The sequence below is a fragment of the Polaribacter sp. BAL334 genome (genome assembly GCF_015767435.1).
GTDB lineage: Bacteria > Bacteroidota > Bacteroidia > Flavobacteriales > Flavobacteriaceae > Polaribacter.
Window position 1 is genome coordinate 11868 of the sequence record NZ_JADWOV010000269.1, and the last position, 25946, is coordinate 37813.

The 25946-nt window shown below is 31.1% G+C and carries 20 protein-coding genes and 1 other RNA gene; 11 read left to right on the forward strand and 10 right to left on the reverse strand.

All coding sequences use genetic code 11. The annotated features are described in order from the left end of the window. Positions 1–112 precede the first annotated feature (112 nt). From gatB/aspS to IU405_RS06125, 3 genes are read right to left on the reverse strand one after another with little or no spacing between them, the layout of a single operon-like run. Positions 113–3451: a bifunctional amidotransferase subunit GatB/aspartate--tRNA ligase AspS gene (gene gatB/aspS / locus IU405_RS06115; RefSeq protein WP_197437726.1), complete on the reverse strand. Its 3339-nt coding sequence runs from the start codon at positions 3449–3451 to the stop codon at positions 113–115. Then, on the reverse strand, positions 3451–4851 hold the full coding sequence (locus IU405_RS06120; RefSeq protein ID WP_197437727.1) for an amidase family protein: 1401 nt from the start codon (positions 4849–4851) through the stop codon (positions 3451–3453). The genes gatB/aspS and IU405_RS06120 overlap by 1 nt, the downstream gene beginning before the upstream one ends. Before the next feature lie 3 nt (positions 4852–4854). After that, positions 4855–5124 (reverse strand): hypothetical protein, encoded by a 270-nt coding sequence (locus IU405_RS06125; protein WP_197437728.1) that lies wholly within the window; start codon positions 5122–5124, stop codon positions 4855–4857. Positions 5125–5605: 481 nt separating this feature from the next. Here IU405_RS06125 and IU405_RS06130 point away from each other — a divergent pair, with 481 nt between their 5' ends. From IU405_RS06130 to trpA, 7 genes are all read left to right on the forward strand, one after another. Further along, complete coding sequence (locus IU405_RS06130) at positions 5606–6997, forward strand: anthranilate synthase component I family protein (RefSeq protein ID WP_197437779.1); 1392 nt, start codon at positions 5606–5608, stop codon at positions 6995–6997. Between the two features lie 131 nt (positions 6998–7128). Further along, complete coding sequence (locus IU405_RS06135; protein WP_197437729.1) at positions 7129–7713, forward strand: anthranilate synthase component II; 585 nt, start codon at positions 7129–7131, stop codon at positions 7711–7713. A 24-nt stretch (positions 7714–7737) separates the two neighbouring features. Beyond that, positions 7738–8733, forward strand: coding sequence for an anthranilate phosphoribosyltransferase (trpD, locus tag IU405_RS06140; RefSeq protein WP_197437730.1), 996 nt, complete (start codon positions 7738–7740; stop codon positions 8731–8733). Continuing rightward, complete coding sequence (trpC, locus tag IU405_RS06145; protein ID WP_197437731.1) at positions 8730–9518, forward strand: indole-3-glycerol phosphate synthase TrpC; 789 nt, start codon at positions 8730–8732, stop codon at positions 9516–9518. Before trpD ends, trpC begins: the two co-directional genes overlap by 4 nt. Before the next feature lie 158 nt (positions 9519–9676). After that, a complete protein-coding gene (locus IU405_RS06150) occupies positions 9677–10339 on the forward strand; it encodes a phosphoribosylanthranilate isomerase (protein ID WP_197437732.1) in 663 nt (220 codons plus the stop codon). Positions 10340–10397: 58 nt separating this feature from the next. Beyond that, the gene (trpB, locus tag IU405_RS06155) at positions 10398–11582 is read left to right on the forward strand and encodes a tryptophan synthase subunit beta (RefSeq protein ID WP_197437733.1); all 1185 of its coding nucleotides are present in this window, start codon (positions 10398–10400) and stop codon (positions 11580–11582) included. A gap of 3 nt (positions 11583–11585) precedes the next feature. Further along, positions 11586–12356: a tryptophan synthase subunit alpha gene (trpA, locus tag IU405_RS06160; RefSeq protein ID WP_197437734.1), complete on the forward strand. Its 771-nt coding sequence runs from the start codon at positions 11586–11588 to the stop codon at positions 12354–12356. Between the two features lie 69 nt (positions 12357–12425). Here trpA and IU405_RS06165 read toward each other — a convergent pair whose 3' ends face one another. The 6 genes from IU405_RS06165 to IU405_RS06190 all read right to left on the reverse strand — a co-directional run bounded on the left by IU405_RS06165 (position 12426) and on the right by IU405_RS06190 (position 21473). Beyond that, positions 12426–13052, reverse strand: a complete 627-nt coding sequence (locus tag IU405_RS06165) for a TonB-dependent receptor plug domain-containing protein (RefSeq protein WP_197437735.1) — start codon at positions 13050–13052, stop codon at positions 12426–12428. A 143-nt stretch (positions 13053–13195) separates the two neighbouring features. Beyond that, positions 13196–14809 (reverse strand): amidohydrolase, encoded by a 1614-nt coding sequence (locus tag IU405_RS06170; protein ID WP_197437736.1) that lies wholly within the window; start codon positions 14807–14809, stop codon positions 13196–13198. A 4-nt stretch (positions 14810–14813) separates the two neighbouring features. Further along, positions 14814–15176, reverse strand: coding sequence for a DoxX family membrane protein (locus IU405_RS06175; protein WP_197437737.1), 363 nt, complete (start codon positions 15174–15176; stop codon positions 14814–14816). 3 nt (positions 15177–15179) lie between these two features. Beyond that, complete coding sequence (locus IU405_RS06180; RefSeq protein WP_197437738.1) at positions 15180–16613, reverse strand: M20/M25/M40 family metallo-hydrolase; 1434 nt, start codon at positions 16611–16613, stop codon at positions 15180–15182. 64 nt (positions 16614–16677) lie between these two features. Beyond that, a complete protein-coding gene (locus tag IU405_RS06185; protein WP_197437739.1) occupies positions 16678–18435 on the reverse strand; it encodes a TonB-dependent receptor in 1758 nt (585 codons plus the stop codon). Continuing rightward, entirely contained in the window at positions 18435–21473 is a 3039-nt protein-coding gene (locus tag IU405_RS06190) for a tetratricopeptide repeat protein (protein WP_197437740.1), read from the reverse strand. Before IU405_RS06190 ends, IU405_RS06185 begins: the two co-directional genes overlap by 1 nt. A 159-nt stretch (positions 21474–21632) precedes the next feature. On the opposite strand from IU405_RS06190, the gene IU405_RS06195 reads away from it, so the two are divergent. From IU405_RS06195 to IU405_RS06205, 3 genes are read left to right on the forward strand one after another with little or no spacing between them, the layout of a single operon-like run. Continuing rightward, complete coding sequence (locus tag IU405_RS06195; RefSeq protein WP_197437741.1) at positions 21633–22319, forward strand: cell division ATP-binding protein FtsE; 687 nt, start codon at positions 21633–21635, stop codon at positions 22317–22319. Positions 22320–22337: 18 nt separating this feature from the next. After that, entirely contained in the window at positions 22338–23432 is a 1095-nt protein-coding gene (locus IU405_RS06200) for a glycosyltransferase (protein WP_197437742.1), read from the forward strand. A 31-nt stretch (positions 23433–23463) separates the two neighbouring features. Next, positions 23464–24153, forward strand: coding sequence for a glycosyltransferase family 2 protein (locus tag IU405_RS06205; RefSeq protein ID WP_317193352.1), 690 nt, complete (start codon positions 23464–23466; stop codon positions 24151–24153). A 31-nt stretch (positions 24154–24184) separates the two neighbouring features. Here IU405_RS06205 and ssrA read toward each other — a convergent pair. Then, positions 24185–24578, reverse strand: a transfer-messenger RNA (tmRNA) gene (gene ssrA, locus IU405_RS06210). Positions 24579–24732: 154 nt separating this feature from the next. Here ssrA and IU405_RS06215 point away from each other — a divergent pair. Then, positions 24733–25935 carry an NAD(P)-dependent oxidoreductase gene (locus tag IU405_RS06215; protein WP_197437744.1) on the forward strand — a complete coding sequence of 401 codons (1203 nt, stop codon included), beginning with the start codon at positions 24733–24735 and terminating at the stop codon, positions 25933–25935. Positions 25936–25946 lie beyond the last annotated feature (11 nt).

Below are 25946 nucleotides of genomic sequence, written 5' to 3' on the forward strand. Positions count from 1 at the left end.
TCTAAAAATAGCTTTAAAATCTAAATTCATTATTTTTTTTATTTTGAAATAGTTGTAAAATAAAAAAATCCCGTATAAACGAGATTTTTCAATTTGGTTGTAAATGATTTTTTTATTTTTTGATCACTTTTACATTCATTTCTTCTACTTTTTTGTCAGATAATGGTGAAGGACTTCCAAATAATAAGTCTTCTGAAGTTCCTGTTTTTGGAAAAGCCATCACTTCTCTGATAGAAGCTTTTTTCTCTAAAATCATCATCAAACGATCTATTCCCCAAGCAATTCCTCCATGAGGTGGCGCTCCATATTGGAATGCTTTGTACATTGTACCTACACTTTTCAGCATTTCTTCTTTAGAATATCCCATGTTTTTATAAGTGGCTTCTAAAATTTCTGCTTTGTGCGCACGAATGGAACCTCCTCCAATTTCATATCCATTTAAAATCAAATCATATTGTTGCGCGATAATGCTTCCAATTTCATCTTCTTTTCCATGCATGTGTTTTTCCAAATCTTTGACTGCTGGCATTGAGAAAGGGTTGTGGGTAAATGTCCATCTGCCATCATCATTTTTTTCAAACATTGGAAAGTCAATAACCCAAGCAGGTTTTAATTCTTTTGGATTGATGAGTTTTAATATTCGTCCCATTTCTTGACGAACTGCATCCAATGCTTTGTTTGCTTTTGCATAATCTGAAGCTGAAAAAAATACAATATCGCCAATTTGAGCATTTGTTGCTTTGATGATGTTTACGGCAATTTCTTCGCCTAAAAACTTTATAATAGGTGATTGCAAATCGTTTTCATTCACAATAATATATGCCAAACCTCCCAAACCATGTTGTTGTGCAATGGCTGTCAAATTTTCAATTTGCCCTTTTGACATTCGTTTAAATCCTTGGTCTTTTGCAGAAACTTTGATACATTTTACAATTCCACCAGCTTCAATGGGTTTGCTAAAAACTTGAAAAGTAGTTTCTTTTACGATTTCTGTAATGTCTTGCATTTGCAATCCATAACGCAAATCTGGTCTGTCACATCCATATTTATCCATGGCATCTTTGTAAGTGATGATTTCAAATGGATGCAAAATCCATTGATTTCCATAAATTTTAGTGACGACTTCATTAAATAATTTGGTGTTTAAATCAATGATTTTTTGCATGCTTGTAAACGCCATTTCCATATCCAATTGAGTGAATTCTGGTTGACGATCTCCACGTGAATCTTCATCTCTAAAACAACGCGCAATCTGAAAATATTTTTCAAATCCACCAACCATCAACATTTGTTTGAATTGCTGAGGCGCTTGCGGCAAGGTATAAAATGAACCAGCTTGTTTTCTTGTGGGCACAATAAATTCTCTTGCACCTTCATCAGTTCCAGCTGTTAAAATAGGAGTTTCAATCTCTAAAAATTCTTCAGAATCCAATACATCACGCAATAATTTTATGACTTTATGACGATTGATGATTGCCCTGCGAACTTCCTCATTTCTATGATCTAAAAACTTGTATTGAAAACGAATGGTTTCATTCGATTTGATTGCTTTTTTGATTTCAAAAGGCAATGTTTTTGAAAGATTTAATATTTCTAAGGTAGCTGTTTCCAGTTCAATTTTTCCCGAACGCAAAATTGGATTGTAATCATCTTCATTTCTTTGAACCACTTTTCCCGAAACTAAAATGACTGTTTCTGGTTTTAATTTGACCAATTCATCCAAATTTGGGAATGATTCTCTGCTCAATCTTACCTGAAAAATTTCATAACTTGAGTCTCTCAAATCAATAAAAATCAATTCTCCATGATCACGAACACTTGAAACCCAGCCTGATAAAGTAACTTCTTGATGAATTGATTTTTCCGAAAGTTCAGTTATTTTATGAGTTCTATATTCGTCTTTTATAACGATTGGAATTTCTGGAAGGACTTCTTCGCTATTAGTTGTTGGCTTTTGGCTATTCAGTTTTAACTTTTGACTATCAGCAGTAAGTTGGTTGCTAACAGCTAAAGGCGAATTGCTAAGAGCTTTTAAAATTTCTTCACGAATAATTTTTCCTGAGGCACCTTTTCCAATAATACTGATTATTTTTCCAACTAAAATTCCTGCTTTTCCTTCATTTCCAGATTGAATTTCTTTGGCAATAAGGTCATTTTCTGAAATGACTTTTTGAACAGCATTTTTTATTTTTTCTTTTGAAATTGTATTTTCATCAAAATACTTAGTGTAGTCAAAAGTTTGGTCTTTCAAATAATTCAAAATCGCGTTTTGAACTAAAACCGCTGTAATTTTCTCCTCTTTAAAAAGTTGAAAAATTTCGGTCAAATGAGCAACATTATAGATGTTTTTATACTCATCTGCTCCAATATTGTTTACTAAGGTTTTTGCCACAAACAAAGGATCATGGATCACATTATTGATGGCAACAAAAGTTTCAGAACGCAAAGAATCTGCTGTAAAAAATTTCGCATCTTGTGGTAAAACACCTCCTTTTATCAGAATTGATTCCACTGCAAAAGGCAATGAACTAATATCTACCTCAATCGTCTCAATTTCTTTTTTGATATGAACAAAAGGAATGTCTGGTTCTGCAATAAAACGATAATCAGCTTCAAATTCCTTTTTACGCATCGTTTTTGTTTGCTTCAAATCTGCATCCCACAAAACAGTGGTTTGATCGGGTCTAAATCCTTTATTTTCAATGAAATAGTTGAGTTGTTTTTCAACTTCTTCTTTCAAAGCTTCCACCATAAATTTGAACGAATTGAGGTTTTTGATCTCCGTTCTTGGATTCAAATGGTAGCTGTGTTTTTTTCTAAGAGATACAGAAACATCTGATTTGAATTCTCCTTTCTCTAAATTTGCTTCCGAAATTTTCAAATTTTGAACAATTCTTTGGATGTATTGCGCATAAATGGAAGCATCTTCAATATGACGAATGCAAGGCTCAGTCACAATTTCAATCAATGGAACTCCAGCTTTGTTAAAATCAACCAGAGAAATATCTTTTTCATGCATCAATTTTGCAGCATCTTCTTCAATGTGAACTTGCGTTAAATTGACCGTAAATTGCGAACCATCATTTCTGAAACAAGAAACTTGTCCATCAGGAATAATGGGATTATGAAACTGCGTAATTTGAATATTTTTTGGATTGTCAGGATATTCATAATGTTTTCTATCCCAAGAAATTATTTCATTAGAAAAGGTTGATTTTACCGCTTTTCCAAAATAAATAGCTTTTCTAATTGCTTCTTTATTTACGGCTGGCAAAATACCCATTTGTCCAGTACAAACTGAGCAAATATGTTGATTTGGTTGTTCTATTTCTTGGTTTGGACAAGAACAAAACAACTTCGTTTTTGTGTTTAATCTGACATGAGTTTCTAAGCCAATTACAAGCTCTAATTCATGTTTTTTGAGTAAATCATTTAGTTGTTCCAGTTCCATTAGATTACTTCTTTTAGGAAGTTTGCGAATTTTAATAGCAAATCATCATTGTTTTTTGCAGCAGTCAATTGAACTCCTGTCAAGGTTCCTTGAGGAATTGTTAAGGTTGGTAATTGTCCTAAACTAAACCCAACAGTATAAGCATCAGACAAATACATGGCTAAAGGATTTTTTAAACTGTCTCCAATTTTAGGCGGAGAATTTGGAGTTACTGGTGATACAATAATATCAACTTCTTGAAAATCTTTTTCGAAATTTTCTGAAATTTCGTCTCTAATACTCAATGCTTTTAGATAAATATCATCTGCAAAACCTTGCGACAAAACTTGATTTCCTCCTACAATTCTGCGTTTTGTTTCTTCAGAAAAATTTTCAGAACGCGTAATAGAATAGCTGTCTTTTAAATTTTTACCTTCCATTCTATTGCCATAATTAGTGCCATCCAATCTTGATAAATTGGAGGCAGTTTCTGCCATAGCAAGCGTGTAATAGGTTGAAATTAAGGTTTCAGCATCAAAAAAATCCAATGCTTTTACATTAATTCCTGTTGCTTTTATTTTTTCTATGGATGTTAAAAAATCTGATTTTATGCTTGCATCAATTGCATCATTTTCAATGAAATTTTTAAAGTATCCAATGGTTTTTATAGTGTCATTTTTTGAAATATTTTCTTCAGAAATTTCATCAGAAACATAGGTTGTTTGGTCTTTTACGTCTTTACCACTCATTGTATTTAACACAATTCTGAGGTCTTCAATAGAAGTTGCAATGGGTCCAACACAATCTGTTGAAGAGGCATAAGCAAGCAAACCATAACGTGAGATTCTTCCATAAGTGGGTTTCAAACCATATACTTTGTTGTATCCTGAAGGCTGTCTTACAGAGCCTCCTGTATCTCCACCAATTGAAAAAACAGTGTAGTTTTTTGACACATTAACTGCTGAGCCACCACTTGAACCACCTGCAACTAACTCTTTATTGAAAGCGTTTTTTACGGCACCAAAAATGGTATTTTCGGAGGAAGAACCATGACCAAAACTATCACCATTTTCTTTGACGATTGGAATAGCTCCAGCATCAATTAATTTTTGAATGGCTGTTGCTGTATATGCTGATTTATAGGATTTTAAAAACTCAGAACTAGCAGTTGTCATAGTTCCTTGTAACATATACACGTCTTTTAAACCAAATGGAATACCTTCCAATAAGCCAATTTTTTCACCATTTTTAATTTTCTCATCCACTTTTTTTGCTTTTTCCAAAGCTAAATCCTCTAAAAGTGAATTGACAGTATTGTGCGAATTTGGTTTTAAAGTAGCTAATTTTTCTTGTATCAAAGAAGTACAAGATATTTTTTGATCAACCAATAGTTGATGAATTTCTCTAATTTGCGATTCCATACATTATTCTTCAATCACTCTGGATACCACTAAATATCCATTTTTCTCTTTTGGGAAGTTTTCAATAATGATTTTTTTTTCAATTTCAGTGCTTTCCAACACAATATCGTCTCTTAATTCTTCCAAAGAAACTGCATTTTGAATGTTTTTCGAAGAGAAATTATTTGATGAAATGTTGGCATTTTTTATTACCTCAAATAATTTTGAGATTGTTTCAGAGGATTTTGCTCCTTTGATACTCGATAAAATATCCACAGTCATTAAGTTACTCATCGTTCCATTTTATTTTTAATTTCGGCGGTCAAAACTACAAAAGTTTTGTGAGTGAATAAAGTTTCTACAAATAAAACACACCAACAATTTTAATAAAAAAATTATTGGTGCGTAGATTAATTCAGTAAATTCAAATCAAACACATGTTTTGAAATGCAAATGACCGTATTTATAGCATTACTGTAAACTAAATATACTAAAATGATTATAAATTGTAACTAAAAAATTATAATATGTATAAATATGTAATATTAAAAATTCTTAATTTTAAATTCAGTAAGATTTCAAAAAAAATCTCTTTAAAATTTGTTCAAATAAAAAAGCCTTTCTACATTTGTTGCTCAATGAAGAATCAAAAAAACATATGGTGGTGGAACTCTCTTAAAAATTAAGTGAGAAAAATCCTATATATAAAAATATTTAAAAGGCTTATCTCACGATAAGCCTTTTTTAATGATATTGAAATTAAGTTGATGATATGATACAAGACATCCATTTTAAAACAATTTTTAAAACAAAAATAGCAGATACTATAACTCCTGTAGGGTTATATTTGCGTTTTCGTGATAAATTCGCCAATACGTTATTGTTAGAAAGTTCTGATTATCACAGCAAAGAAGAGAGCTTTTCTTTTATATGTATTGAACCTGTGATTTCCATTCAAGCAAAAAATCATTTTTTGAGTTTTTCTCACAGAGAAGTTGAATTAGCGAATGAAGAAATTGGAAAGAACTTCAATCAAATTTTTGAAAAATACAGTAAAAGTATTCAATTAGATTGTTCAGCTGAGTTAAAATCTTTCAATGGTTTGTATGGTTATACAACCTATGACTCAGTTCAATATTTTGAAAATATTGCACTCAATGTTGCTGAATCTCCATCTGCAATTCCTTTATTACAATACAGTTTCTACAGATTTATCATTGCCATTAATCATTTTAATGACGAAATGACGTTAATAGAAAATATAGAAGATGGACAACAATCCAATCTTTCTGAAATCGAAAAGGTTATTGATGCACAAGCATTTAATACTCAAAAATTTACAGTTGAAGGTGAAGAAACTTCCAATTGTACTAATGAAGATTTTAAAGAATATGTGGTCAAAGCAAAATCACATTGCAAAAGAGGAGATGTTTTTCAATTGGTATTATCGCGTCAATTTCAGCAAAAATTTAAAGGTGATGAATTCAATGTTTACAGGGCTTTGCGTTCCATAAATCCTTCACCTTATTTGTTTTATTTTGATTATGGTTCATTCAAATTGATGGGTTCATCTCCTGAAGCGCAAATCAAAATTGCTAACGGAAAAGCAATCATCAATCCAATTGCAGGAACTTTTAGAAGAACAGGTGAAATGGCAAAAGACATTCAGCTTGGAAAAAATTTAGCTGCAGACAAAAAAGAAACTGCTGAGCATGTAATGTTGGTTGATTTGGCACGAAATGATTTGAGTAAACATGCTGATAATGTGACTGTTGAGGTTTTTAAAGAAGTACAATATTTTAGTCATGTAATTCATTTAGTTTCCACAGTTTCAGGACAATTGAAAGGAAATCCGATTGAAATTGTTGCGGATACTTTTCCTGCAGGAACCTTGAGTGGCGCTCCAAAATACAAAGCCATGCAATTAATTGATACTTATGAAAATCAATCTCGTGGATTTTATGGAGGTGCAGTTGGTATCATTGTTTTGGATGGTTCTGTAAATTTGGCGATTGCAATTCGTTCATTTGTGAGTAAAAATAACGTGTTGTATTATCAAGCAGGAGCAGGAATTGTCATTCATTCAGATGAAGAAAAAGAATTGCAAGAAGTAAATAATAAGTTAGCTGCTTTGAAAAAAGCGTTGCTGTTGGCGGAGAAAATATAAAAGCCCCTTCCAACTTCCCCAGAGGGGAAGAGTTTGGATTGGAAATAAATTTGAATATTAAGAATAGAAAATTAACATTAACTATAAAAAACGGAATAGTTCCTTCCCTTTGGGAAGGTTAGGATGGGCTTATGAACATATTAATTTTAGACAATTACGATTCGTTTACATACAACCTAGTTCACATGGTTGAAAAAATTACTGGGAATTTTCCATCAGTTTTTAGAAACGATGAAATCAGTATTGAAAATGTGGGCAATTATGATATGATTGTATTGTCTCCTGGACCTGGAATCCCTGATGAAGCAGGAATTTTAAAAGAAGTCATCAAAACCTATGCTGGAAAAATACCAATTTTTGGAGTTTGTTTGGGATTACAAGCAATTACAGAAGTTTTTGGTGGAAAAATTGTCAATTTGGATGATGTTTTTCATGGAGTTGCCACAGAAATGACAGTGACAGATTCATCAGCAATTATTTTTAAAGACGTTTCTGAAAAATTTATGGCAGCACGTTATCATTCTTGGGCAGCTTCTGATGAAGGTTTTCCAGCAGAAATAACAATTACTGCAAGAGATGAAGATGGGGGAATTCAAGCTTTAGAACACAAAGTATTCAATATGAGCGCAGTACAATTTCATCCAGAATCAATTTTGACAGATGTTGGTGAGCAATTGGTTCGAAATTTTATAGACAATGCAAAAGCTAAAAGCTAAAATCCGAATGCCAAAAGCTATATAATGAAAGAAATATTAAACAAATTATACAATCACGAAAGATTATCAAAATCGGAAGCGAAACAAGTTTTACAAGACATTGCTGCTGAGAAATTTAATGAAGCACATTTGGCTTCTTTTATGACGGTTTTTATGATGCGTCCAATTTCGGTTGAGGAACTTGCGGGTTTTAGAGATGCTTTGAAAGAATTGGCAATTCAACTCGATTTTTCAGATTTTAACACGATTGATATTGTTGGCACTGGTGGTGATGGAAAAAATACGTTTAATATTTCTACATTGACGTCATTTGTGGTTGCTGGAACTGGACAAAAAGTTGCAAAACATGGAAATTATTCTCTTTCTTCACAATCTGGTTCTTCTGATATGTTGGAAAGTTTTGGTTATCAATTCACGAATGATGAACATATTTTGAAAAATCAACTAGAAAAAGCGAATATTTGTTTTTTACACGCGCCAAAATTTCATCCAGCAATGAAAGCTGTAGGACCCACTAGAAAAGCCTTAGCGTTAAAAACATTTTTTAATATTTTAGGTCCTTTAGTGAATCCAAGTTCTCCAAAAAATCATTTTTTAGGAACGTATAATTTAGAAGTGGCACGTTTGTATCATTATATTTTACAAGAAGAAAATAGCAATTATGGAATCATTCATGCATTGGATGGTTATGACGAAATTTCATTGACAAGTGCTTTCAAAATCTTCACTAAAACTGGCGAAAAAATGATTTCTCCTGAAGATTTAGGAATGAAAAGAATTCAACAGTCAGCCATTTTTGGAGGAAATTCTGTTTCTGAAGCTGCCACTATTTTTAAAACTATTTTAGATGGAAATGGAACAGATTCACAAAATAATGTTGTCTTGACAAATGCCGCTTTTGCACTTCAAATTGTGGATGAAAACAAGACTTTTGAAACCGCTTTTGAAGAAGCAAAAAATTCGCTTTTGGGATTAAAAGCAAAAAAAATAGTAGAAAAACTAGTAAGTATTCAAAAATGACAATTCTAGATAAAATCATCGCATTCAAAAAAAAGGAAGTTGCCAAAATAAGAGCAGAAGTTCCTTTGAAAAAGTTACTGGAAAGTCCAAATTTTAACAGGGAAGTTTTTTCATTGGAAAAATCATTACTCGATTTGAATTCAACAGGAATTATTGCCGAATTCAAACGTCAATCGCCTTCAAAAGGAATCATCAATGATAAAGTGAGTATTGCTGAAGTAACGCAAGGTTATTTGGATGCCAATGTTGCAGCACAATCCATTTTGACTGATATCTCTTTTTTTGGAGGAACCATGGCAGATTTGATGGAAGCAAGAGTCATCAATCAGGAAAAACCAATTTTAAGAAAGGATTTTGTAGTGGACGGATTTCAAATTGTGGAAGCAAAAGCCATTGGCGCAGATGTTATTTTGTTGATTGCTTCTTGTTTGACGCCTCTTGAATTGAAAAATTTCGGAAAGTTAGCAAGAGAACTTGGTTTAGAGGTTTTGTATGAAGTGCATACCCAAGAAGATTTAGATAAAATGGGTGATTTAGATCATAAAATCATCGGAATTAACAATCGAAATTTGAAAACTTTTGAAGTTGATTTAGAACATTCTATCAAATTGGCCAATCAAATTCCTGATTCTTCTATCAAAGTTTCAGAAAGTGGCATTTCTGACCCAAGAATTATTACAGGTTTGAAAGAATATGGTTTTCAAGGATTTTTGATTGGCGAAAATTTCATGAAAGAAGAAAATCCTGGAGAAGCTTGCCAAGAATTTATCAATCAAATTAGATAAAAAGCCCATCTTAACCTTCCCAAAGGGAAGGAATTCCAACACTTGATAAAATATTTTTAAAAAAAGAATAAGTTTTGAATAATAAAAAAGAAAATAAAACTCCTATTTCAGTTTTTCCCCCTTTAGGGGAAAGGGGGCTTTTTCTAAAAGTTTGCGGAATGAAATTCACTGAAAATATCCAACAAGTTGCTGCATTGCAACCTGATTATTTGGGTTTTATTTTCTATGAAAAATCCAAAAGAAATTTTGAAGGCATCATTCCTGAACTCCCAAAAAACATCAAAAAAACAGGTGTTTTTGTCAATGAATACATAGAAATTGTGGTTTCTTTGGTGGAGGAATATCAATTGGAAGCTATTCAATTACATGGAGAAGAATTTGTGGAATACATCAAAGAATTGAAAAGCCAACTTGAATTAAGTCAAGAATTATATCAAAATGAAAATTCTAAATTAGGTAAAAAAAAGGCCATTGAAATTATCAAAGTTTTTAGCATCAAAGACCATTTTGATTTTGAAATTTTAAATTCTTATGTAGATGATGTTGATTATTTTTTGTTCGATACAAAAGGTGATGAAAAAGGTGGAAATGGGATTCATTTTAATTGGCAAATCTTGAAAAATTATCCATTTTCAAAACCATTTTTTTTAAGTGGTGGAATTGGTTTGGATGATGTTGAAAAGTTGCAAGAAATCCTGAATTTTAATTTGCCAATTTACGCGTTAGATGTGAATAGTAAATTCGAAATTGAACCAGGAAAAAAGAATATTGAAGCATTAAAAAAGTTTAAAAATAACGTCATTAAGAACGTAGTGAAGTAATCTGCTTATTAAAAAACGGATTGCTTTGTTACTCGCAATGACAGCAAAAAACAAAAAAATGAAAGGTAAATTTCAACCAGATAAAAATGGCTATTTTGGACAATTTGGAGGCGCATTTATTCCAGAATTGTTATATCCAAATGTAAAAGAATTAGAGGATAATTACATTCAAATTATTGAATCTGAGGAGTTTCAAAAAGAATACAAATCATTATTGAAAGATTTTGTTGGGCGCCCAAGTCCATTGTATTTTGCGAAACGTTTGTCTGAAAAATATGGCGCTCAAATATATCTGAAAAGAGAAGATTTGAATCATACAGGAGCTCACAAAATTAATAATACTATTGGTCAAATTTTAATTGCTCAAAAACTAGGAAAAACCAAGATTATTGCTGAAACTGGTGCAGGTCAACATGGTGTTGCCACTGCCACAGTTTGCGCTTTGATGGGTTTAGAATGTACTGTTTTTATGGGTGAAAAAGACATTGTTCGTCAAGCTCCAAACGTGGCAAGAATGAAAATGTTGGGCGCGAAAGTAGTTCCTGCAACAAGTGGTTCAAAAACGCTGAAAGATGCTACAAATGAAGCAATTAGATATTGGATTCAACATCCAGAAACGTTTTATTTGATAGGTTCAGTTGTGGGTCCTCATCCACATCCAGATATGGTTGCTCGCTTGCAAGCTGTGATTTCCGAAGAAATGAAATGGCAACTAAAAGAGAAAACTGGCAATGAAAATCCAGATACCATTATTGCTTGTGTTGGAGGAGGAAGCAATGCTGCTGGCGCTTTTTATCACTATATGGATGATGAAGAGGTTGAATTAATTGCAGTTGAAGCTGCTGGTTTGGGCGTGAATTCTGGAGAAAGTGCTGCAACTTCACAATTAGGGCAAGTGGGAATTATTCATGGAAGTAAAACCATTTTGATGCAAGATGAATATGGACAAATTGTAGAACCATATTCAATTTCTGCTGGATTGGATTATCCTGGAGTAGGACCTTTGCATGCTTTTTTGTTTGAAAGTGGCAGAGCAAAATTCATGAATGCAACTGACAAAGAAGCGTTGGATGCCGCTTTTGAATTAACAAAAATTGAAGGAATCATTCCTGCTCTAGAAACGGCTCATGCATTGGCAGTTTTACCAAAAATGACACTCAGAAAAGACCAAGTAATTGTCATTAATTTATCAGGAAGAGGAGATAAAGATTTGGAGACTTTTATCAAACATTTAGAAGAATAGACCATGAATTCAATAAAAAATATTTTTCAGACAAAAAATAGGGAGGTTTTATCTATTTATTTTACTGCAGGTTTTCCAAATTTAGAAGATACAAAAACTGTTATTGAGGAATTGGAAAAAGCTGGAGTTGATTTTATCGAAGTTGGTTTGCCATATTCTGATCCATTAGCAGATGGTCCAACAATTCAAAATAGCAGTCAAAAAGCGTTGCAAAATGGTATCAATTTAGATATTGTTTTTGAGCAATTAATGACCATTAAAAACTCTAATAAAACACCCTTAGTTTTGATGGGTTATTTGAATCAAATGTTGAAATATGGTGAAGATAAATTCTGTCAAAAGGTAGTTGATTGTGGCATTGATACCGTTATTTTACCAGATTTACCCATGGTAGAATATGAAAATCATTATAGACATTTGTTTGAAAAATATGGCATCAATAATGTTTTTTTAATTACGCCACAAACTACTGAAGATAGAATCCGAAAAATAGATTCCTATTCTAAAAGTTTTATTTACATGGTTGCTTCAAGTTCAATTACAGGAGCAAAAGGAGAAATTTCTCAACAGCAAATTGATTATTTTCAGCGAATCAAATCCATGAATTTAAAGGGTAATTTGGTCATTGGTTTTGGTATTTCTGATCATAAAACATTTTCAAAAGCGTGTGAATATGCCAATGGAGCCATTATAGGTTCCGCATTTATCAATTTTCTAGAAGAAAAAGGGATTGATAAAATTTATGAATTTATAAGTTCTATAAGAAATAATTAATCTGATTTGCAATAAAAAAAAAGCGAAACTAATTTTAGTTTCGCTTTTTTATCTTTATAAAATTGATTTCTAGATCATTGTAGTTACTTCAATAACCCCATTTGCGCCACGAATTCCATAAATGGCTGTTTCAGGACCTTTTAAAATTTTTATTTTAAGAATCGTTACAGGTACAATTTGTGCAAAAGTTTCCTCATCTACTTGAACTCCGTTTAATATAAACAGGGGAGATTTATATTCTCTAAAATTACTTGCACCTCTAATGATGATTGAGTTTCTTGGAGTTACTTCAACTCCTGCAACTTTACCTCTTAAATAATCATAAATATCTCTAAATTGTATTGGATCTGCAATTTTTTCATTTGCTGTATCAACAACATCGTCGTTTGTTGGTTTTTTAATATTGATAATCATATTTGGATTTCCTAAATATTTTACTGTTTGAACTCCAACCATTGGAGAGTAAACAGTAATTTCGATAGGTGCTTTTTTAATAATTGCTTTAAAGGTCCCAGATGCGTTCGCAACTCTATCTTGTTTCACATTATCCAATAAAATAACTGCTCCTGGAACAGGTTTGTTATTATAATCTTTGATAGTCAAATTTAGTTTAATAGTTTCTTCCTTTTCTTGAGAAAAAGTAATTGCTGAAATTAGAATTACAGCAATAAAAAATATTTTTTTTAAGATTTTCATGATTGAAAAAATTTATAATTTGAAAATTGAATTAATCTTTGATAAGGTAAAAATACAGTATTATGTTTTTTTTAAGATATAAATTTTGTTAATTTTTAAAAATACAAGAATTTAGGAATCTAGTTTATATTCATTTTTAACACCTAAAATACTTTTTCTCCATTTAAAAATGTTGAAATTACTTTAGTTTTCGGAATTTCTTTCCCATCAAATTTCATAATATTTTGATTTAAAATCACAAAATCAGCAAATTTTCCGACTTCAATACTGCCTTTTTCAGTTTCTTCAAAGTTGGAATAAGCTGCCCAAATGGTCATTCCTTTCAAAGTTTCTTCTCTCGTCAAAGCATTTTCCATTTGAAATCCATTTTCAGGATAATTTGCGATATCTTTTCTAATGGTTGCTGCATAAAATGTCAAAAAAGGATTCACTTGTTCTACAGGAAAGTCTGTTCCTAAGGCAATTTTTCCATAATTTTTTAGCAAATCTTTGAAAGCATAAGCTCCTTTCATTCGTTCTTTTCCAATTCTATTTTCAGCCCAATACATGTCAGATGTTGCATGAGTTGGCTGAACTGAAGGTAAAATATTGTCAAAATTTTTAAAATCTTCTGGCGAAATAATTTGTGCATGCTCAATTCTCCAACGTCTATTTTTTTTGTTTTTAAGTACGTCTTTATAAATTTTTACCAACCAAGTATTTGCAGAATCTCCAATGGCATGAGTGTTCATTTGATATTCTGAAGCCGCAATTTGTTTGGCAATTTCTTGATATCTTTCTGGGGAATAAATCAAGGCTCCAAAATGATTTTCTCTATCAGCATACGATTTGCGCATTGCAGCACCTCTTGAACCCAAAGCGCCATCACCATAAACCTTGAAAGAACGAACATTTAATTTTTCAGTTTTGATGATTCCTTTTTTGATAAAATAGTCAATTTGTGCTTGATTATCTCCAGAAACCATCGCATAAATTCTCATTTTTAAATCATTTGTTTGATGTAAACTGTCTATCAATTCTATCGTTTTTTGGTCAATTCCAGCATCATCAACAGTGGTTAAGCCATAAGAAAAACAGATTTTTTGAGCATCTAATAAAGCTTTAATAGCTTCTTGTTTTGTTGGTTCTGGAATTTTGATAAAATCCATTGCAGCATCAATCAAAATACCTGTCATTTTCCCATTTTTTAAAATGATTTCTCCACCAGAAACTTTGGTGTTTTCATCAATTCCTGCCAAATTTATAGCAGCTTGATTTACCAAAAGTGCATGACCATCAACTCTGCCAATAGCAACTGGAATTGTTGGGAATAATGCGTCTAATTTTTCTTTCGTTGGAAATTCTTTGATTTCCCAATCATTTTGATCCCAACCACGACCAGTAATAAAATTGACGTTTTTTTCTTTTTGAAAAGCAACTAATTTTTCTAAGACTTCATCATAACTTTTGGTGCCTTCTAAACTCACTTTTTGCTGATCTAAACCCATTCTATAAAAATGACAATGCGCATCAATCAAACCTGGAACAATGGTTTGATTTTTGGCATCAATCAAATTTTCTGATTGATACTTATCTTGAATTTCAGCATTTGAACCAACAGCTACAAATTTTCCATCTTTTATTGCAAAAGCTTCTGCAATTTCAAAAGAATCATTGACAGTATAAGTGGTTGAATTGATGACAATGGTATCCACTTTTTCTTTCTGACAAGCAGTAAAAAAGAGAGAAATGAAGAATATAAAAATAATTTTTTTCATGAGATTATGAATTTAAATACACTACATAAATTCCGTACATCAGCAAAAATTGTAACGGAATTCTGATGATTGCTATTTTTTTTGAACCAATAGCAGGTCTTTTTTTGGTGACATCCCAAATATGAATGGGTACTAAAAGTATCAATAATATGAAAATTCCTAAGGAAGCAATTTTATTGGTTTCAGAAAAAAACAACCCAAGTCCAAGACCAAATTCTACAACTCCAACTACATAATTCACTAATTTTTTAGGTAAAAAATCAGGAATAAAATGTTTGAAAAAATCAGGTTTGATGATGTGCATCATTCCTGCAAAACAGAAAAATCCACCATAAATAATTTTTAAAATGAACACAGTTATTTCCATAATTTATGGTTTTACAGGTGTGTCATTGTATAAATATTTGTCCATCAAATATATAATTCCAGCCATGGAAGCACTTCCTAATTCTAATTCGCGTTTGTGTACTTTGTCAAAAGTATCTCTACTTGTGTGATGATAATCAAAATATCGCTGAGAATCAGGTTTGTAACCAACCAAAGTGACATTTTCTCCTTTTAAAGGGCTAATATCTGCGCCAGAACCACCTTTGTCAATATCGTGCAAACCATAAGGAGAAAGCAATTTTCTCCAACTTTGTAATAGTGTCGTATTTGCATCATTTGCATCAATTGAAAATCCTCTTGGAGTGTGACCTCCAGAATCTGATTCCAAACCTCCAATATGATTTTCTTTGTTCAATGTTGCCAATTCAGCATATTTTTTTGCACCTCTAGTTCCATTTTCTTCATTCATAAAAAAGACAACTCTGAGCGTATTTTTGGGGCTGATATTATTTTTTTTGAATAAATAAGCAACTTCTAAGGATTGTACAATGCCTGTTCCATCATCATGAGCGCCTTCTCCTAAATCCCATGAATCCAAGTGTCCACCAACAACAAAAATATTTTCAGGAGTTTTACTTCCTTTTATTTCTCCAATGACATTGAATGAGGGTGCATCTGGTAAATTTTCACAACTTTGTTTGAAATAGAATAGTAAGTTCGGATTTTCTTTCAAATCAGCACTTAAAATTTCGGCAGCTTTGCTACTAATGGCTGCTGCAGGAATGTATTTCTCTTCAGGTAAATCACCATAACTCATAGTTCCAGTATGTGGAAAATCGTCAATTGAATTGGTCATTGAACGCACAATTACGCCTTTTGCTCCAAATTGCCCACAAATTGCAGCGCCATTTACACGTTGATCTACACAGCCTCCATAGGCTTTGAAAGTTTGAATCAAAGTATTGTCAAAAGGTCTATTGAAAAACACAATTTTGCCTTCCATTTTTGAACCAAGAGCTTTGGCTTCTTCCAAACTTTTTACTTCAATTATTGGTGCTAAAACTCCTTCTGAAGGTGTTGCTATTGAAAATCCTAAAGCGCAAATTGGAACATTTTTTTGGATTCCATTGACTTTATAATTGGCAATTTCTTTTTCACCACGAACCCAATGTGGCACCATCACTGGTTGCAACCAAACAGAATCTAAACCTACTTCTTTCATTAATTTTTCTCCCCATTCAACGGCTTTTTGAGCTTCTACAGAACCAGACAATCTTCCACCAATATTCTGTGTTAAATCGCGCAACCATTCATAGGATTTTCCTTCAGTTAAAGCGCTGTCAAATAGCTGTTTAATGCTAACAGAATCTTGTTTTTCTTCTGAGGTTAATTCATCAGAAATGATTGCTTTTTCTTGTTTATGAGCACAAGAAAATAGTAGAAATAAAGTGAAAATTAAAAGTGATATTTTTCTCATTTTGTAGGTTGTTATTTGATTTTATAAATCTACAAAAATTAATAGTAAGAAAAATCTACATTTTTTAAAAATCAAATTTATATGTAATTCCTCCTAAAATTTGAAACCCTTGCACTTCAAAGTTTACAAATCTTTGATAATTGGAATTCAATATATTATTTGCTTTTAAAAATGCTGTAAACTTATCATTAAAATGATAACCTCCATTCAAATTGATGTCTAAAAAGGAGGGAATTGACTGAGTTGAGGCAGCTGTTGAAGGGAAAATATCAGTATAGATTACGTCTTTTCTGTTCCCAACAAATAGTAAAGTGGAGGTTGCATACCATTTTTCTTGTTTGTATTTTGCTATGAAATTTGCTTGAAATGTGGGTAAATTCCAAGCTTCATTTTGATTGGTTGTTTTATAATTATCAAACTGAATATGCGTTTCAAAGTTGATTCTTTTGCTAAATTCATAGTTCAATTCTGCAAAAATTGAAGTCGTTTTCACATCATCATACACGACTCCAAATGAATTTCCATATTCATAACCTCTTAAAACAATTCCGTTTGAAGAAGTGGTTATTCCATCAGATTTTGAGTTATTTTTTATAAATAATGGTTTGTCTTGTTCGTTTTTGAAACTCGCAGAAACTGTATAACTTATTGTATTGTTTAGAATTCCATTAAACCCAACAAAAGCATTGAATTTTTCAGCAGTTTGTGTCATAAAAATGGTTGGCGAAACAAATGGGTTTTCATCCACATAATCTTTGTAAGTGTTTGTTTTTAAATCTCCAGAAACTCCTCCAAAAATGTGTAAATTTTCTTTCAAGATTTCTTTCTGAATTTTAATATCTGGATACACTAAGAAATTAGTTACACTATTTTCTCCATCAAAAGAAGCAAAAATTTTAGCTCCTAATTTTATTGAAAAATCTTTATAAATGGTATTGTATTCAGGAGCAATTTTTGCAGTAAAAATAGAGTAATTCAAAACATTTGTAATTGCATAATTTGAACCAAATGAACCATTTAAATATTCTAATTTGGTTCCGATTTTTAAATTCTCTCGTAAAAAACTTGTTGGAATATCTAAATCAGTATTTAAACGCATCAAAATTTCTTCGCTATTAAAATCATCATTAAAATAGGAAAATGACAAATTACTTTTGTCAATATAAGCATCTAAAAAATCCATTTCTCCTATCGCATTAAAGGAATTGTATTCTTGTCTTTCATTGATAAATCTTAGTATAGAATTATCAATGAAATTGGGGTCAATTCCATACCAATTGTAATGATTTCTTTCCGAGTTTACAGTTACTTTCCAGTCAAAATAGCGTTCATCTTGTTTGTAAAAAAGACTCATTCCAAGATTTGAAAAATCACTATCTAAAAGCGTGTTTTCTATGTTGTCAAAAGAGGCATTGTACTTTGCTGATAACCCAAATTCACTCTGAAAACGGGTGTGTTTATGTAAAAAAGTTTCGAAATAGGGAGAAGTGTAATTGCCAAAACCAGCAGCTATAAAATTGTCATAAACTCTCTCTTTTACACCAACATCAATTCCTTTTATGACACCACTTTTAGGAATAAAAGTAGAGGCAACTGGCACTGAAAAAATAGTGTATTTGAGAGGTTGTTTTTTTGTTTTTTCTGGCAAATTTATAGTTGGGTTTATACTGATTTTATTAGCATCAGCAATTTTTGGATTGTAAGTTGTGATCACTTCAACCACTTCTGTTTTTACAGTATCTTTCACTTTGTCAGTTGTTTTCTTCTGAGAAAACACATTGAAAGCAGCCAATAATGCTATTATAAAAAAATATTTTTTCATTAATTTTTAATTTGTGGATTGATAGAATTATTCGTTTTAGATTCTGTGTCTTTTATTTTGATGAGCTCGGTTTTTGCTTCTCTGACAACGTCTTCAAATTGAGGGAAATTTTTAATCACATTTTCCAAAATAAAAGTTGCTTGATACGCATCTTTCAAACCATAATAATTTTTCCCCATAATTACATAGCTTTTTACACCCCAATATTTGTAAGAAGCAAATTCTGCAATCAATTTTTTAACTATTTCGTTTGATTTTTCATACGCTTTTTCTTGATTTTGAAAATACGCTTCATAGTATAAAATTTCAGCTTTCAATTCTCCAACTGCTTTATTTTCAATTGTTTTGTAGTATTCTGTAGCTGTTTCAAAATCATTAATTTTAAAAGAAGCTCTTGCAATAATGGTTTTTGCATCCATTTCTAATGCTGCAGAAATACTCTCTTTTGACAATACTTTTTTAGCAAAAGTCAACGATTTTTCAAAAGCCTCTTTTGAAAAATAGGCTTTCATCAAGTTACTTTGCGCAAATGCTGCATTTTCTGTGGCATACGCTTCTTGCTCTAAACGCTCTAATAATGGAATTGCAGCGTCATAATTTTCTTTTGATAATTGAATTTCAGCTAGTTTTGCTAAAGCGTCTTCACTAAAATTAGATTGCCCAGCTTTGATTACTTTTTCAAAATACGGAATAGCATTGTCAAATTCTTTTTCTTTAAAATAGGTACTTGCCAAATAATAATTTGCTTTTAAATCATTGACTCCATCAGGATAATTTTTTAAGTATTTGGTCAAACTTAAAATCGTATTTTGATTGTTGTTATCTTCAAAATATTTTCTTTCAGCAATTGTAAAAGCAGATTTTTCAAGCTCGGATTCACTTACATTTACAAAACGCAACGTTTTTGTCCAAGCTACAAAATCATCCAATTTATCTTCATCAATATAAATATTTTTGGCATTATTTACTGCCTCTAACGCGTCTGTTGAATTTGGAAATTTACTAGCAGTTAATTTGAATTTTTCAAGTGCTTTTGCATTTTCATTTCCATTGTAATATAACAAACCTTGTCTTACCAAAGCTCTAGGAATAAATACACTTTTTGGATAGTTTTTTTGCAAACGATCATACGCTTCATGAGCTTCTTTTGAGTTTTTTAACGCTGTAAAAGTGATTGCCAATTGAAACAATGCATCATCTTTTAAATCAGAATTGTCAAAATTATTGACTACTTTTTTCAAAGCATCAATTTTTTGTAAATTTTCTCCTCTCAAACCATGACTCATTCCAATTTGAAATTGAGCATAATCAGCTCTCATTCCAGTTTCAATAATTACTAATTGATAGGTTTTAATAGCATCTCCAAAATTACTGATAGCATAATAACTATCTGCCAATCGTAAAGTTGCATCTTGTTTGAGGTTGTTTTCCAATTCCTTTTTTTGAAGTACTATTTTAAAAGAACGAATAGCCTCAGGATATTTATTGAGTTTAAAATAACAATACCCTAAATTATAATCAATCAATTGAAGTTCAGCAGTTTTACTTGTTTTTTCTAAGGTTGCTGTAGATAAAAATTTGGTCAAAGCGTCTTCAAATTTTTCCAATCTAAAAAGCGTTTCTGCTTCCCAATAATAACCTTTTTGAAAAATTTCAGGGAGTAAAGATTTTTTACTGATGGTGAAAAATGGCAATGCTTCTGCATATTTTTTATCAGTAAATAATTGAATTCCTCTGTACAATGAAACTTCTAAAGAGAGTGCTGTATTGTCATCTGTTTTTTTCTTTTTCAAATAATTCAAAGCGCCTTCATAATCTTGTTGATGGATAAATGAATACACAATTAATTGATTTATTTCCTTGTATGAAGAAGAATTTGGATAATTTTTCAAATAATTTTGAAGTACATCAGCCACATTTTCAAACGGATTTCCTTCTTCATAACTCAATTTTGCATAATTTAAAGCAGCATCTTCTTTGATTTTCAAGTTAAAATCCATTTCACTTGCTGTTTTAAAAGCATTTAAAGCTTCATTTTTTTTGCCAGTGTTCAAATAACATTCAGCCAAATGATAGTAAGCATTTTGAGAAACTGCATTTTTTTGATCAATGATTTTATTGAAATATGCAATGGCATTTTCAAAGTCATTTTGCTTATAAAAAGCATAGCCTAATTGATAAAAATCGGTATTATTCCATTTACCTTTGGTGCCTTTATAGTTTTTTAAATAGGGGATTGCTGCTTCATATTTTCCCAAATTGAAATAACTTTCACCCACTATTTTTGAAATATCTGAAAAATCTTTTCTGTTTTTTTCTTTCAATAATTTTTCACCAACTTCAATACATCTTTCAAATTTTCCTGATTTAAAACTGATATCTAGTAAATAATAGGAAATTTCAGCTTTGTAAGAATCATTGTCTGCGATTTCTTTCAAAGTAGATTCTGCAATGCCATAATCCTCTAATTTATAGGCAATAAAACCATAATAATATCTGGCATCATTGCCATATTTTCCATCATTGATAAGCGGTAAAAAAAGATTTTTGGCTGATGATAAGTCTCCAGAAACCAGTAAACTATATCCCGATTTAAAATTGAGTTCTTTCCGATTTTCCTCAGAAAGGACTTCTTTATTTACTTTTTGATACCATTTTAAAGCATAAGCAGGTTTTTTATTGGCAAAATAATAATTTCCAACATTGAAAAATGCTTGATTCTTTTTGGTGCTATTAGGATATGTTGCTACAAAATCCAATATCTTTTGGTCAGCTGAAGTTTGTTGTAATTTCAAAGCACACATTGCTTCAAAATAGGCAGCATCTGCTTTTAAATTCGAGTTTTCATGGCTATTTTTTACCACTTTTTCAAATGATTTTTGGGCAGCTGTGTAGGCTTTATTCTGATATAATTGCAAAGCATTATTGAAATCTGTCAACAAACTGGTTTCAATACTTGATTGTTGCGAAAATTGCAAAGTAATCACAGATAAAAATAAGAAGGTGAGCAAATGTTTTTTTGAAAAGCATTTTTTCATATCAATGAATTTAGTTGTATGGATAACGAATAAATATTTAGTTTGTTTGAATAAACTTAAAAATTTATAAAATTTTAATACATCAAATGTAAGAATTGTTGTGATTTATTGAGGTAAAATGAATAGAAACTTATAAGTTTGTAGTGTTAACGATTTTATATGGAAAATGCTGTTTTGTATTTAGAAAATGCGAATATTTATCAGGGTGATTCACTCGTTTTATCAAACATAAATTTAACCATCAACAAAGGTGATTTTTACTATATCATAGGAAAAACTGGAAGTGGAAAAAGTAGTTTGATGAAAACGTTGTATGCAGATATTCCTTTGCAAGATGGAAAAGGATTTGTGGTTGGTTTTGATTTAGAAAATTTGAAAGAAAGAGATATTCCTTTTTTAAGAAGAAAAATTGGTATTGTTTTTCAAGATTTTAAATTATTGACTGATAGAACAGTTTTTGCCAATTTGGAGTTTGTTTTAAAAGCTACAGGTTGGAAAAACAAAGAAGAAATCAACCAAAAAATCGAAGAAGTTTTAGAAAAAGTGGGTATGAAATCGCTTATTAATAAAAAAGCGTACGAACTTTCTGGTGGAGAACAACAGCGAGTTGCGATTGCTAGAGCGCTTTTAAACGATCCAGAATTGATTTTAGCAGATGAGCCAACAGGAAATTTAGATCCAAAAACATCTTTGGAAGTAATGGAATTGTTGAATAAAATTCATCAAAGTGGCAAAACCATTTTAATGGCAACCCATGATTATCAATTGATTGTAAAATACAAACATAAAACCTTGAAAGTAGAAGGAGGAGAGGTTTTTGAGGTGGTGCAACAGCTTGTGAACTAGCTTTAAAATGAACAACTTTTGAAAAAAAAACTATTTGTTGCAGTTACAAATGATATCTCAACAGATTATCGAGTGCACAAAGTTTGTTCTTATTTGCTTCAAAAAAACTATCAAATAGTGGTGTATGGTAGGGTTTTGCCAAACACTATTTCTGTAAAAAGAGATTATAAAATTATCCGAAAAAAACATTTTTTCAATCACAATTTTCTGTTTTATGCAGAATTTAATATCCGTCTTTTTTTTCATTTATTGTTCAAAAAATATGACTGCATTTTAGCAAATGATTTAGATACGTTGCCTGCTTGTTTTTTTATAAGTAAGCTAAAAAAAATACCTTTGGTTTTTGATAGTCACGAACTATTTTCTGAAGGTCCTGAATTGCAAGGAAGGAAATTTGTTCAAAATTTTTGGCGAAAACTAGAAGATTTTTTTCTTCCAAGAATCCAGAAATCATATACTGTGAGTCAGTCAATTGCTGATTTTTACCATAAAAAATATAAAAATAATATGGGTGTCATCAGAAATATTCCTCTGAAAAATCAAGCTTATATTCATGAAGAAATTACATTTCCAACGCAACATAAAACCATTTTATACCAAGGAGTTTTAAACCCTGGAAGAGGCATAAAACCGATGATTGAAGCCCTAAAATTTTTAGAAAATATAGATTTAATCATTATTGGGTATGGAAAAGTTGAAGAGGAATTAAAACAATTTGTGAAAGAAAAAAAAATGGAGCATCGTGTTTTTTTCTTAGGTAGAATTTCAAGAGAAAAATTAGTGAATTATACTAAAAAAGCCACTTTAGGAATGGTTTTAGAAGAGCCTTTGGGTTTGAGTTTTCAATATTCCTTACCTAACAAATTATTTGATTATATTCATGCTGAACTTCCTATCATTGCTGGAAATCTGATAGAAATATCAACTATTATCACTGAATATAAAGTGGGAGTTATAGTAGAGGATTATGCACCAAAATCAATTGCAACTGCTATCCAAAATTTATTGAATGATGAAAAAAGAGTATTAGAAATACAACAAAACCAACAAAAAGCTGCTCAAGTTTTGTGCTGGGAAATAGAGCAGCAAAAATTGGATATTTATTTTAAATAACACAGTTATCAAACCAACAATTTCTATAATCATTCCTGTTTTAAACAATCTTTCTGGATTGCAAAAAACCATTGAAAGTATTCAAAAACAAACATTTACAAATTTTGAAGTGTGGATTATTGATGGAAATTCTTCTGATGAAACACAACATTATTTACAAAAATTAAAACCTCCATTTCAGTTTTTGACAGAAAAAGACTCAGGAATTTATGAAGCAATGAACAAAGGAATTTCTTTGGCAAAAGGAGAGTGGTTGTTTTTTTTAGGTTCAGGAGATTGTTTACATAGTGGAACAATTTTGGATGAAGTTTCAAAAAATTTCAATTCAACAATTCAATTATTTTATGGAAATGTTTGTTATGAAAATTCATTTTTCAATTCAAAATTTTCTTCAATTTTATGGCTGAAGAACGCTTTGCATCATCAATCCGTTTTTTACCACAAAAGTCTTTTTGAAAATCAAAAATATGACACTGATTTTAAAATTTTAGGCGATTATGATTTGAATTTGAAATTATTTCGAAGTAAAATCATTTCAAAAAAGGAAGAAATAACGATTGCTTTTTGCAATGAACATGGAGTTTCAAAAAAAATCAATTGGGATCTTTACAAAGAAGAATTAAAGATAAAAACTCAACAAACTTCTATTATTTTATTTCCTGTTTTTTTTCTGTTTGTTTTTTTAAAGTTTGTTTATAAAAATATTTTTTATAAAACATAAAACTCTGTAAATTAATATTTTACAGAGTTTTTAGTGGAGACGCCGAGAATCGAACTCGGGTCCAAACAAGCAGCTAAAAAGCTTTCTACATACTTAGTTTTTGTTTGTTTTTTCGTTGAAAAGCTGGTCAAAAACAACCTACTTTTCACTTAGCTTTTTTAGTTTCGAAAACCCGTCAAAGCGCCAAGTTTTCTATGTTTACTTTTACGATGCCCAAAAAAGAAACGCCGCAAACCAAGGCTTTTCGTGGACATAAAGCTTGCTCACCTTGTGAGCCGAGGCTAATCTTACTTGATTTCGGATTAAGCAGCTAAAGCGTAGTTATCTTCGCCGTTTATAGGTTTGAAATAAGTTTTACAAGAATAATTTCATTCCTTGGTATGCTTACAATTTCACTGACCTTGCTGTCAAAACCAGTCGTCCCCAAAATGTCAAAGAAACTTTTCTTTGAATAGAAAAGTGGATTGCAAAAGTATGAAAAAAACTCATTGCGAATCTGTTAAAAAACCAATATCTTCGAACAAAATTTAGTTTCATTTTTATTGATTTTTTTATCAATAAATAATAAATAGGTAATATATGACCATTGGAATTCTCAAAGAACGAAAAAATCCGCCAGACAAAAGAGTAGTTTTTTCTCCTGAAAAACTGCAAGAATTGAAAAAGAAATTCCCTTCAGTTTCTATCAAAATAGAAAGTTCGGATATTCGTGTTTTTTCTGATGAAGCATATAAAATTGCTGGTTTTGAAGTGGTGAATGATGTAACTGATTGCGATATTTTATTAGGTGTAAAAGAAGTTCCTGTTGATGCGTTATTGCCAAATAAAAAATATTTTTTCTTTAGTCACACCATCAAAAAACAATCCTATAATCGAAAATTATTGCAAGCTATTTTGGCTAAAAATATTGAATTGTATGACCATGAAACGATTGTAAAAGAAAATGGAGCACGTTTAATTGGTTTTGGAAGATATGCTGGAATTGTTGGAACATATAATGGTTTTAGAGCTATTGGATTGAAAAACAATAGTTTTCATTTGCCAAAAGCATCTACTTTAGCCAATCAAAATGCTTTGATTGAAAAGCTACAAAAAATCAATCTTCCCAATCTCAAAATCTTATTGACTGGTAGTGGAAAAGTAGCTTTTGGAGCAAAAGAAATGTTAGATGCTATGCATATCAAACAAGTTTCTGTTACTGAATATTTGGAAGAAAACTTCTCAGAAACAGTATTTTGTATGATTGATGTATTGGATTATAACAAACGAAAAGATGGGAAACTTTTGGACGTTTATGATTTTTATAATCATCCAGAAGCGTATGAATCTAACTTTTTTCGATTTGCAAAAGTGACTGATTTTTTTATTGCAGGACATTTTTTTGGTGATGGGTCTCCAATCCTATTTTCAAAAGAAAATGCCAAACATCCTGAAAATAAAATTCGATTTTTAGCCGATATTTCTTGTGATATTGATGGTCCAATTGCCAGTACTATTCGTGCATCAACTATTGAAAATCCTATTTATGGATATGATCCAATAACTGAAAAAGAAGTTGATTTTACTGATGAACATGCCATTGTAGTAATGGCTGTTGATAATTTGCCTTGTGAATTGCCCAAAGATGCTAGTGAAGGTTTTGGCGAAATGTTTCTTGAAAACGTCATTCCAGCTTTTTTTGATGGAGACAAAAATGGGATTTTAAGTCGTGCAAAAATTACTGAAAACGGAAAATTGACTCCTCGTTTTTCGTATTTGCAAGAGTATGTTGATGGGATTTAGTTTAAAATTCA